The organism is Photobacterium chitinilyticum (assembly GCF_004104355.1).
Lineage (GTDB): Bacteria > Pseudomonadota > Gammaproteobacteria > Enterobacterales > Vibrionaceae > Photobacterium > Photobacterium chitinilyticum.
This window is the reverse complement of sequence record NZ_RJLM01000003.1, coordinates 182,669-194,753: the sequence shown is the minus strand read 5'-3', so window position 1 is coordinate 194,753 and position 12,085 is coordinate 182,669. Positions and strand designations below refer to the sequence as shown.

General features: G+C 47.5%; 4 protein-coding genes (1 of these 4 only partly in view). All 4 read left to right on the top strand.

The features are described 5' to 3' along the window. Tightly spaced (each overlapping or abutting the next), the 4 genes in view from EDI28_RS09850 to EDI28_RS09835 form a layout consistent with a single transcriptional unit that may run on beyond the window. A protein-coding gene (locus EDI28_RS09850; protein ID WP_128783691.1) for a non-ribosomal peptide synthetase crosses the window boundary here: on the top strand, positions 1-290 show its end. 5,245 nt of this gene lie to the left of the window's left edge; only the last 290 of its 5,535 coding nucleotides appear in the window; the start codon falls outside the window, past its left edge; the stop codon is at positions 288-290. Continuing rightward, positions 283-4,722 carry a type I polyketide synthase gene (locus EDI28_RS09845; protein ID WP_128783690.1) on the top strand — a complete coding sequence of 1,480 codons (4,440 nt, stop codon included), beginning with the start codon at positions 283-285 and terminating at the stop codon, positions 4,720-4,722. The genes EDI28_RS09850 and EDI28_RS09845 overlap by 8 nt, the downstream gene beginning before the upstream one ends. Next, positions 4,719-8,726: a non-ribosomal peptide synthetase gene (locus EDI28_RS09840; RefSeq protein WP_128783689.1), complete on the top strand. Its 4,008-nt coding sequence runs from the start codon at positions 4,719-4,721 to the stop codon at positions 8,724-8,726. Before EDI28_RS09845 ends, EDI28_RS09840 begins: the two co-directional genes overlap by 4 nt. Further along, positions 8,723-12,085 carry a non-ribosomal peptide synthetase gene (locus EDI28_RS09835; RefSeq protein WP_128783688.1) on the top strand — a complete coding sequence of 1,121 codons (3,363 nt, stop codon included), beginning with the start codon at positions 8,723-8,725 and terminating at the stop codon, positions 12,083-12,085. The genes EDI28_RS09840 and EDI28_RS09835 overlap by 4 nt, the downstream gene beginning before the upstream one ends.

Here is a 12,085-nt window from a genome sequence, read left to right as displayed (position 1 = left end):
CGTTATTACAAATTGAATGCGTGACACCTAACGACAACTTTTTCTTGTTGGGAGGTGACTCTTTAAAAGCCGTGGCACTTAACTCCCGTTTAACGACTTTGACCGGTGTGGAAAAATCGGTTTCCCACATATTTGCCAATCCAGTGTTAAAGCAACTTGCCAACAGTTATGACAGTCAGGCTAAACAAGACAGTAGTACCTTGTCAGCGATAGCAAGGGGACAGCGTCGCCGCAGACGTCAAAACAAAATCGAACAGAATTCAATGTCTGAGGTAAATATACATGAATAATAGTGATGCTATTGCCGTTATTGGATTTGCAGCTCGCGTTCCGGGCGCAGAAACAGCAGAAGAGTTTTGGCATAACGTCAAAGACGGAAAATGCGCTATAGAAACCGTTAAAGAGGCGGTATCGAGCACCTCTCCTCATTACGTGGATAAAACATTTCCATTAAAAGAAGCTACCTGCTTTGATGCCGCGCACTTTGGTATATCGCCTGCTGAGGCGAAGATGATGGATCCTCAGCAACGCGTATTTCTTGAAACAAGCTGGCATGCTTTGGAGCATGCAGGGTATGGTCAATCTGATGACGCATTGAATACGGGGGTCTTTGCCTGCGCCGGGTTCAATGATTATGTGACTAAGCACGTCAAACCGCACAGTTATCATCAAGGTGGGGCTGAATACTTCCGCATGCTAGTTAATAGCGATAAGGATTTTATCGCGACTAAAACAGCGTATTACCTGAACTTGAAAGGTCCAGCCGTTTGTGTTCAGAGTGCCTGTTCTAGTGGTTTGCTTGCTGTACATTTGGCTGTTCAATCCTTGTTGCAAGGCGAAAGTGATATGGCTTTGGCCGGTGGGGCTGCGGTGTGTTTAGACCTTGAATCAGGTTACGCCGCTGAACCGGGAGGCCCGATGTCACCGACAGGGAGAGTCGCCCCGTTTGATGTGACTGCCGACGGTATTATTGGCGGTAATGGTACTGCGGCAGTGATATTGAAGCGTCTTGATGATGCAATTGAAAGTGGAGACACCATACATGCTGTCATTCATGCCACTGCCGCTAATAATGATGGTTTTGATAAGGCTGGTTTGGCTGCCCCAAGTGTAAAAGGACAAAATTCCGTACTTGCCGAGGCGTTAGCTCTAAGTGGTCTGAGTGCCGATGATATTCGGTATATAGAAACCCATGGTACAGGAACCCATTTGGGTGACCCGATTGAGTTTGAAAGTATTCGACATATTTATGGTGAAGCTTCTCAAGCCTGTTATTTGGGGAGCTCTAAAGCCAATATCGGTCATCTCAATACGGTCTCAGGTGTTATTGGGCTGATCAAGGCTATTTTTACAGTCAGAGAGCGCCAGATCGCGCCGCTCTGTCATTTCAGCCAGCCTAATCCCGAGCTGCCGCTGGAAGGGAGTCGTTTTCACTTTAATCAGCACTGTATTCCTTGGGCAGAGGATCAGAAAGTCCCATTTGCTGCGGTTAGCTCGTTTGGCATTGGAGGGACGAATGTTCATGCAATTATCAGTGGTCCTCCTGTATTGCGAACTCAAGAACCAGCCAAGCATGAACGGCCGCATGTATTGTGTTGGTCGGCGAATACAGAGCAGCAGGCTAACTTGCAGCGTCGGTCTTTGGCACAGTGTCTTCGACAGTCCCCAGATAGCTTGGCGGATGCAGAATATACTTTGTGGGCGGGACGAACGCACTTAGCTCAACGGCAAGCCTCGGTGTTGAACTCGCAACAAGATGCCGCCCAGTGGTTAACTGGTGAGAGTGTACTTCGTTCTGTACGAACAGAGAAACACCAAAGGAGAGATGCGGTATTTCTCTTCCCGGGCCAAGGAAGCCAGTTTGCAGGCATGGGAAACAGCTTATATCTGCATGAGAGCTCCTTCCGTGAACGTATTGATACTGCCGCACTCTACTTGCAACCCTTGTTGGGGTACGACATTCGTACAGTGATGTTTGGCAATGATGAAGAGGCGCTTCGAGCTACCCTCAACACGCAACTATGCTTGTTTATTGTTGAGTATGGAGTTGCGGAATTACTGATTGAAAAGGGTGTTCAGCCCGTTGCCATGTTGGGACATAGCATTGGCGAGTATGTTGCCGCCGCAATTGCCGGCGTAATGTCGTTTGAGGAGGCACTGCAGTTAGTCTATGAGCGAGGCTCACTAGTAAGCGCCCTTCCTGGAGCTGCGATGCTGTCGGTATCATGTTCGCCGCAAGAACTTTCCTCGCTGCTAAGTTCCAAGCTCTCTGTGGCGGTTATTAATCGTTCCGACCGTTGTGTGATCTCAGGCCTGCCTACAGACATTGAGGCGTTAGCCGCTCAGCTTTCAGCTCGCCAAATTGACAGTGTGCGTCTTAATGTTTCTCACGGATTCCACTCTCATTTGCTGGATCCTGTATTGGAGTCATTTAGCCAGTGTTGTGAGAAAATCCAATTCAAAACTCCTCGCATTCCGGTGTTCAGTAATGTGACGGGCAAATTACACGATCCGGATCTTGCTCTTTCGGCGGAATACTGGGTAAGACACCTTAGAGAAACAGTACGCTTTAGTGACAATATTCAGTCAATGGCGAATCAATATCCAGAAGCTCAGGCCATTGAAGTAGGGCCTGGGTGCGTGTTGTCTCGCCTGGTTCGTTCTCAGTGCACGGAAATGAATATTGAAACAGCACAGACGTTTAGCTCCTATCTACAACAAGATGAAGACTGGCTAACCTGTTTGGCTCGTCTATGGGTCGAAGGGTGGGATATTTCGCCTACACAGGTTGAGTCAGGACAGCGTATTCCGCTGCCTCTTTATCCATTTGTTCGACAAGAACACATACTTCCCCTCGCGACGACTCTGACAGAAGCGGATTCGGGGCAGGAAATCTTGCCAGAATCTGAGTGGGTACAGACGACGAAGTGGTCACCGGTTCCGCTTTGGCGTGTACCGGCAGAGACAGCTTCTGATGTACTAAAAAATGCACTTTGCTTCTTGCCTTGCCACGAGAGTGTGGTTGAGGGGATTTGCGTAAAGCCAGCTGAAGACTTTGAAAAGGTTGAGCAAGGTTTTCAGATCAACCCGTCCCAGCCCGAACACTTTAGCGCTTTGTTCGAAGATCTTGGTCAGCGCCTCGATGATTGTCTCAACATTGTTTTTGCCTGGCCAATGCAGAAGGAAGCTCAGCAATTTGAGCAAGGCAAAACACTGGGTTATGACGCACTAGTATACCTTTCTCGTGAGTTAATAAAGCGAAAGTGGCAAGGACATCTTACGGTGGTCATTCCTGCGTTGCACACCGTGATCGGTTGTGAGCCTGTGAACCCGCTTGGGGCGTTGGCGATTGGAATCGCGAGAAACTTATCGCTTGAGTATCCATCAATTACCGTGAACACGATTGAGTTCGAGAAATCACTGAACTGGCAGATTATTACGAAATTAGTGCCTAGCGAGGCCGTTAAGACATTGGATCTTCCGTACGTTGCGGAGCGATTCGGGCGCTTGTGGCACAAAGAGTGGACTTCAGTACCGCTTGATAAAAAAGTAGAAACATCGCCGCAACTCGACGATACATCAGCACAGGAAAAGAAGGCCGTGTTGTTGCTCGGAGGAACGGGTGGGATTGGGCTGCAACTTGCCCGTAGGTTTGTCGGTAAAACTGAGCATTTAATCTTGACGGGTTTTTCATCTTACACGGAACTTGAAAAGCGCCCTGCGTTTGTTTCGCTCAAAGCGCGACTGGAGCAATCTCAAACGACATTGAGCTACTACCAGGTCGATCTCGGTGATGTGGATGCCCTTGAAAAGTTGTTCGCCTCAATCGAAACAGAACACGATTCGGTAGACAGCGCTTGGTTGTTGACTGGCCGTTATATCAACCAAGATTTAGGCTTGCTTGATCCGCTCAATACAGACAGTAATGTCCATTGCAAGGCTCGTGCGGCATGGCATGTCAAAGAACGGCTCTGTCGATTGTCTTGTCGGAGCCTAGTCTTATTCTCGTCCATCACCTCAGAAATATCCGGTGTTGGCTGCGCTGATTATGGCGCCGCGAACATGTTCTTGAACGCTCTGGCAGAAGGTCAGAGTGAGTCACCTCTGATTCAAACAATTGCATGGGATGCATGGCTTCCTGCCGGTGCATTGGGAGAAAGTCTTGAATCTTCAGAAGGGTTGTTCCAAGAAAGCTTGCTAGGTGCAATCGGTATTGAGCAAGGTGTTGCGATTATGGGTGACCTTATGCGATTAGGGCTGCCTTATTCATTGGTCTCTTGTCTCGGTTTGGAAAAACGCCAAGCCATTATTACCCAGGTACTGGCGGAAGAAAGAGCGGATGTATCGACCTTCGTGCTGAAAGAAGACAGTGGCGCACAGTCGGATCTTGAACGTTGTTTATGCCTGTTTTTTGCAGAAAGCCTCGGTTTAACAAGTGTCAATGTGATGGATGACTTCTTGCAGGCGGGGGGAGACTCCTTGGCCGCCGTGCGAATGTTATCCAAACTGAGAAGTATTTATAAAACTGAGATGGGGTTGGCGGATTTTATTCGTCACAGAACGCCTCGACAGTTGGCCGTTCAACTCGCGGATACAGCGCAGGCTGAGCGGATATCATCACTATATTTAAAGTTAAATCAAATGAATAGTGAAGAAAGACTTGGGCTTTCCCAGTCTATCGAGCAGAAAAAGAGTCAGTCACAAGAGGTAGCTTCGGTATGAGTTTTATAAATGACAACGTTAGTGATGAAGAATTGCTGCAACAGTTATTGGCGGCGTCGGAACCGAAGCCGATGGCAGTCCGTACAGAACAAGAAAAATATGCCCCTTTTCCCCTCACTGAAATACAGAAAGGCTACCTGTTAGGTCGCAGTACAGCTCTACCGCTCGGCGGGTTGCCGTGTCAATTTTATTATGAGCTGGATTGTGTCGATCTCGATCCGGTTGCTTACCATGCCGCGTGGCTGCAGTTGATTGATAGGCATGAAATGTTGCGCTGTGTCATCCTCAATCATGAGGAACAAAAAATATTGCCTTCAGTTCCTGATTTGGCATATACCGTACATGATTTGGTTGCCTGTTCAGATTATGAATCTAGCTTAGATGATATACGTCAGCGTATTGCAACAGGCATTCGCCCTCATGAGCAATGGCCCTTGTTCGGTTTGGAGTTCACTCGCTTGCCCGATTCGAGTTGGCGAATTCACTTTGGCCTTGATCTGCTCATTATGGATCAACAAAGTTTTTTGACTTTGTTGGACGAAGCCGCAGTGCTTTATCACTCGCCGCAAGAGAACCTGCCATCGCTAGAGTTCTCTTTCCGTGACTACGTGCTACAGGAGTCACAGGAGGTGATTGATCCTCGTGATGTGGCGTACTGGAAAAATAAAATTGCGCACCTTCCTTTAGCACCAGCACTGCCATTAAATTTAGCGCCGGAGGATGTTGGTGTTCCGACATTTGACCGTTTAATCAAAACGGTCAACTCGGATACTTGGCAGTGCGTCAAGGATATCTGTATTGAGGCTGGAATAACACCGTCGGCATTGTTGCTAACCCTATTTGGAGAGGTACTTTCACAGTGGAGTGAAAATGATCATTTTTGCCTCAATATGACGATGTTCAACCGTAAGCCTTTCCATCGGGATGTGGACCGCCTGGTGGGTGATTTTACCAATACCATGATTTTTGAGATGGACATGAGGCCTGCTGAGACGAAATTGGTGCGGGCTCAGCGATTGCAACAACAGCTATGGCATGACATCGAGCATCAAGACTATAGCGGAATGAGTGTTATGTCCGATATGGCCTCTGAGGCAAGCCAGCTTGGGGGCATTTTGATGCCCGTCGTGTTTACAAGCACACTGACTCAAAATGATGCGCGTTTGCTTAAAAATCAGCATTTACAACCCGGTCATCCTGTGCACGCCCGAGGTCAGACAGCCCAAGTCTTATTGGACAACCAGATTACTGAAATGTCCGGCGAGCTGTTAGTTCAGTGGGATGTGGTAGAAGGTGTATTCCCGAGTCAAATGATTGAAGCCATGATGGATGTCTTTATATCTTATATTCGTGGCGTAGCAGCAGAAAAAAGTGCATTGGGTACTTTGTGTTATCAGGCAACTAAACCGGTTCCATCTGATTTGGCGGTTCAAGCTCACTGTGATCAGCCGAATGCTTTGTTACAGACATTATGGCTTCAAAATTGGTCAGCTCATGCTAATGAATCAGCGATCATTCAGGATGGTCAAATTACCACACACAGGCAGCTAGCGAGAACAGTAGCGGCACTGGTTGAGAAACTTAACCAGCTAGAACTTAACCCTGGAGAGCCAGTTCCTGTTCTGATGCCCAAAGGCCCGGCTCAAGTGGCTGCATGCTTGGCTATTCTAATTGCCGGCGGGGCTTACGTACCCATTTCAGCCCAACAGCCTCAAGAGCGCAAACATAAAATCTTGTCTGATCTAAAGGCGCGAGTCGCGATTGGGGGACGGCCTCATCTTGATCTACCTTCAGATATCTCGGTGATTTGTGCTGATATGACGTTGTCCGGTGATCTGGCAAGCTTGAGAAGCTCATCAAGTCTAACTGCTGATGAACTGGCTTATATCATTTACACGTCAGGCTCGACGGGTATGCCTAAGGGAGTGATGATCACTCATCAGGCAGCCATGAATACTGTGCTGGATATTAATTTGCGCTTTAATATCACAGATAAAGATTGTGCATTGTCTATTTCAGCCCTGCATTTTGATTTATCGGTATACGACATTTTTGGTGTACTCGGTCAGGGCGGCACGATAGTACTGCCTAGCGAAGAACTCGCATTGGATCCATCTCATTGGGCATCGCTGTGCATCCAGCACCAGGTTACAGTATGGAACTCCGTACCGAGCTTGTTTGCCTTGCTGGTGGATTATGTCTCCTTACATCCAAAGCAAGCGCCAGCAATTCCGTTACATACAGTGATGATGAGCGGAGATTGGATTCCGTTGGATCTGCCGGAGATGGCTTGGAAGCTTTGGCCTGAACTTAGCCAATATAGCTTGGGTGGTGCAACAGAAGCATCGATTTGGTCAATCTATTACGCGATCAAACAGGTAGAACCAGAATGGACGAGTGTTCCTTATGGTTATGCGCTTGGTGGCCAGCAAGTTTATGTACTTGATCAGCAGTTAAATGTTGCACCGTCTTGGAAAAAGGGTGAAATCTATATTGCAGGGAAAGGGCTTGCTTCCGGTTATTTTGCGGATGAAGAAAAAACGAGCCAGAGCTTTTTCCCACACCCAGATACTGGCGTTCTTCTATACAAAACAGGAGATTATGGACGTTACCGTGATGACGGTTCGATTGAGTTTCTAGGGCGTGAAGACAACCAGGTGAAAGTTAATGGATTTCGGGTAGAAACAGGTGAGATTGCAGCGACAATAAACAAGCACTCACAGGTTAAAGATGCCATAGTCATTGCTATTGGTGAACGCCATCAAATGCAGCTTGTGGCGTTTGTGATTGGCGATGAGAGACTTGAAGCCGAATTGATTGAACGCAGCCAAGCTGCATTGCCATCATACATGGTACCTGTTGCATGGTATTTTCTATCACACTGGCCTTTGACTGCAAACGCAAAACTTGACCGCTCTGTATTAGAGAGTATGCATTCGTCAGCTGAGCACGCAGCTAAGCCGAACAAGGCCACATCGTCAGCTACAGATATGACTCCGCAAGTCTTGAGTTTGTTATCAGATGTTTTAAAGCAGTCGTCGATACAGGCTAGTGACTCATTACTTGATCTTGGTGCGTCATCGGTGGATTTAATCGCAATTGCCACGCATATAGAAGCGACATTTGGTTTTAGGCCTAAGCTTCCAGATTTGGCTCGTAGCCCGACAGTGAAAGCTATCATAGAGCTAGTTGCTCGGCATTGTACGCCTGTTGAAAATGGCGTGTTGTCGAATGACGTCCAATGGTTTGCAGATCAAGCTAGTGCAAATGGTTATTTTGCAACCCATCAATCCTTGAAAGACCAAAATGCACGTTTATTGTTTAAACAGTCACGCACGGTAATTCGTGATGACCTAAAGCAACAAATATCGCTGCCTCTGTCTGATCAACCTGAATTGAAGTGGTTCCGTGAGAGTGGCCGAATTTTCGAAGCTAATCCACTTACCGAGACACAGTTGGGGCGATGGCTAGAGCCACTCTGTAGTTACTATTCAAACGACCAGCGAAAGTGCAATTATGCATCTGCCGGCGGCCTGCAAGCGGTACAAACTTATCTGTTGATAAATCCAGAATTCGAAACGGAGTCGATGGCCGGGGCTTTTTACTATCAGCCTGATGCACACCAATTGCAACGTGTAACCAATCATCTACCTGATAATCTTTTTAGCCGTTTTTCCATTGGTAATGGTACGTGGGTGGGTGATGCCCCTTTCATGGCGGTATTTGTTCTTGAAATGTCGGCTATTGCTCCTTTGTATGAACAGGCCAGTTTGCCATTTGGTTTGATTGAAACCGGTGCTATTTGTCAATTGCTCGAAATGTCGGCGCATCAGAATGGGCTCTCTGTTTGCCAGATTGGTGATGCTCGCCCAGAGCTTTTTAGAGAGGCGCTGTCGTTGTCTTCCTCCCAGTTATTTTTATCCTGCATGGTCGGTGGTGTTGCGGGTCCAGCATCCCAGCCACAACTGTCTTTCACCCAGTCGTTTGAGGAGGGAGCGCTATGATGATGACCAACTTGTTAAATACGCTTGCCGAGCGTCATATTGAAATTTGGCAAGAAGCCGGACAGCTTAAGTTCAGGGCTCCGAAAGGGGCAATGGACGAGGCGCTAAAACAAGCGTTACGTCAGAATAAACCCGCATTGATTGAGCAACTTCAAACCAATGAAAAGAAAGAGGTAATAAAAGGGGTTGTACATAATCAATCGGAAAGGTTCCTGCCATTTGAGATAACGCCGATTCAGCAGGCCTACTTGGTAGGACGCTCTGAAGCATTAAATTTAGGGGGCGTAGCCGCTCATTCTTACGTCGAGCTCGAACATCCAACAGCCAGCCTTGAGGCCACTGAATTGGCGCTTAACGAGGTAGTTCTACGTCATGATATGTTGCGTACCATTATTTCTAATGACGGTTATCAGAAGGTATTGCAGGAAGTACCTTTTTACACTATTTCTTGTCGTGATCTTCGCGAGGCGTCAAGCGAAGAAGTGGATAAAGCCCTGCAAGATATACGCTTGGAGATGGAGTCACAAATTCGGCCTGCGGAGCAATGGCCACTGTTTGATATCAAAGCGACGCTGCATAAACATGGCTTGCGCCTTCACACGAGCATTGACTTGATGACGCTCGATGCGTGGAGTTGTCAGTTACTGTTCCGTGAATGGTTTAGCCTGATAGACAAGCATACATTGTCAGCGGCTCCTGACGTGACTTTCCGAGATTATTTACAGTACGTGCACGGGGAGGCGTTTTCGTCGCGGCGATCAGAAGCGAAACGATACTGGGATAGCGTACTCGAAACGTTACCATCTGCCCCCAAGCTCCCTGCTGCTGTTCATGATCAAAACAAGGCCGGGTTCCACCGTTTAAGAGGTGAGGTGGATGCCGTTTATTGGCAGGCATTCAAACAGCGTTGTCGAAAGTACAACGTCACACCATCGACGGCTTTAATGACGCTGTTCGCTGTTACCCTGTCACGCTGGAGTGCCAATGAGGCACTTACGCTCAACGTTACTTTATTCAATCGTCATCCAGTTCATGAGCAGGTACAGCAAATTCTCGGTGAGTTTACCAATAATACACTGGTCGACTTTGATGATATGACGCTGCCATTTATCGAGCAGGTTCGACTGGTACAGGACAAGTTGCTTGAGAGAATAGAATATAGCTTGGTTGACGGTGTTGATTTGCTTCGTCAATTAGCTCGCATGAACCAGAACTATTCTGGGGCACTCATGCCTGTTGTGTTTACCAGTCTATTGATGGGAGAAGAAAGTACAAACTTTGAATCTTTAGGCTGGCAAGAAGTGTACGGGTTAAGTCAGACACCCCAAGTAACCTTTGATCACCAGCTTCGAGAAGAAAATGGAAAACTGCTGTTTAACTGGGATATCTCTAGGCAAGCCCTTAATGTAACCGCGACTGAGGTGATGCTGGAGCAATACCTTCGGTGCCTGAAAAAATTGGCGTGGGAGGATGACACCTGGTCAGAGCCGCCAGTACGAACATTACACGCTGACCAGGAGGTGCCACGCAGAATAACCCACTGTTTTGATGAGCATTTTTCTACAGAGGCGCATACTCTGCACCAGCCAGTTATCGATAACATGCTTCGTTTTAAGAATCGTGTTGCGGTTATTGACGGGAACGGTGATCACCTGACTTATAAAGAGCTATCCAAGTGGTGTTGCGTATTGGCCAAACAAATGCAGCAGAAAGGGGTCGCTTTAGGTGACCGTGTGTTAGTCATGCTACCGAAAGGGGCTGGGCAAGTTGCAGCAGTTGTCGCGTGCCATATGATCGGTGCGGTTTATGTACCTGTGTCTGTCGATACTCCGCCAGAGCGTTATAAAAATATTATCGGACAAGCGAAGCCCGTGCTGGCCTTGCATTGCGACACGGGTTCCGTCGCGAATACCTGTCAGCTTGCCACTATGACTATCGGGCCGTTTCGGGAGCAGGAAAGCGAGATTGAAGCGGGTGCGGTGACATATGATGGATTGCATTCGGCATATATTATTTTTACATCAGGCTCGACGGGGGTACCCAAAGGGGTTGAAATGGAACATGGCGCAGTGCGAAATACGCTTGATGATATGGCGGAACGCTTTGGCGCAGCTCCTGAAGATCGCACATTTGCCCTCTCCGCCCTGAATTTCGATTTATCTGTCTATGATATTTTTATGCCACTGTTGTCCGGGGGAAGTGTTCTCTTTCCTGAAGAGGGCAGTGAGAGAAACCCAGAACATTGGTACCAAAAGTTGCATCAAAGTCAGGTAACGATATGGAATTCTGTGCCTGCTTTGTTAGACATGCTCGTAACATGGTGCGAAAACCAAAGCCTGCAACTACCCGCCTCATTGCGGTTGGTCCTACTGAGTGGTGATTGGGCACCACTTAGTCTCCCGCAACGTATTAAAGCAATTGCTCCCAATGCTCGTGTCGTTGTTTTAGGCGGCGCCACAGAGGCTGCTATTTGGTCTAACTGGCAATCGGCGGATCATGTTCCAAGTCACTGGGCTTCAATTCCATATGGCCAGCCGTTATCACATCAATATTATCGCGTATTGGATAAATATATGAGTGACAGACCTGACTGGGTTGAGGGGGATCTTTATATCGGCGGGGCTGGGTTGGCAAAAAGTTATTGGGGTGACGAGGAAAAAACCGCTGCCGCATTCGTTATGCTTGGGCAAGAACGTCTATATAAAACGGGAGACAGAGCTCGGTTTTGGCAAGATGGAACGTTAGAGTTTCTTGGGCGTAATGATCATCAAGTCAAAATCAGTGGACATAGGATCGAGCTGGGTGAAATAGAGCAGGTGTTGCAGTCACATTTAGCGGTTGAGCGTGCAGTAGTCGAAGTACAAAAGAACGCAGGCCAGAGTGTACTTATTAGTTATGTTGTTGCTCGGAGTTCTTTAGCGCTTGATACCAAAATTCTAAAAGAATATGTCGCTAAATTTCTGCCTTATTACATGGTTCCGCATAACTTCGTTGTTTTGCCTGCCTTACCTTTGAGCGTGAATGGAAAAGTTGATCGCAGAGCATTACCTGCTGTTGAGTTTAAGCAAGTACATACCCACTGTGATTCTTCTCCGTCGCAACGGGTATTGAAAAATATACTTTGCGAAACGATGAAACTAGGTGATTTACACCCTGAGGATAATTTTTTTGAAGCTGGAGCTACTTCGGTCACTCTGGTAGCTGCCCATGGCAAATTACAAAAGGCACTGCAACGAGAATTTCCTGTCACATGGTTATTTACCTATTCATGCCTTAGAGCATTAGACGAAGAACTTAATAACAAAAAAGCGCCAGCTGCTCGTCAACGTCGAGCGAAGGGGCAGAGCTTTACTTTCTAG